General features: G+C 45.0%; 1 rRNA gene. It reads right to left on the reverse strand.

The annotated features are described in order from the left end of the window. Positions 1 to 349 (reverse strand): 23S ribosomal RNA (locus GCQ56_RS20190); the annotation flags it as partial.

Raw genomic sequence — 349 nt, forward strand, 5'->3', positions numbered from 1 at the left:
CGGGTGTCTCACCCGCATTATCGTTACTTATGCCTACAGTTGCTTTTCTATACACTCCACCAAGCATTACCACTCGGCTTCTACGTAGAATAGAATGCTCCCCTACCAGTTAGAATAAATTCTAAATCCATAGCTTCGGTAGTATGTTTTATGCCCGATTATCATCCATGCAAGATCGCTCGACTAGTGAGCTGTTACGCACTCTTTAAATGAATGGCTGCTTCCAAGACAACATCCTAGCTGTCTAAGCAATCTCACCTCGTTTGTTCAACTTAACATACATTTGGGGACCTTAGCTGATGGTCTGGGTTCTTTCCCTCTCGTCCATGGACCTTAGCACCCATGGGCT

Origin of the sequence: Marinifilum sp. N1E240, assembly GCF_009295825.1 — a bacterium.
In the GTDB taxonomy this organism is placed as follows: Bacteria; Bacteroidota; Bacteroidia; order Bacteroidales; family Marinifilaceae; genus Marinifilum_A; species Marinifilum_A sediminis.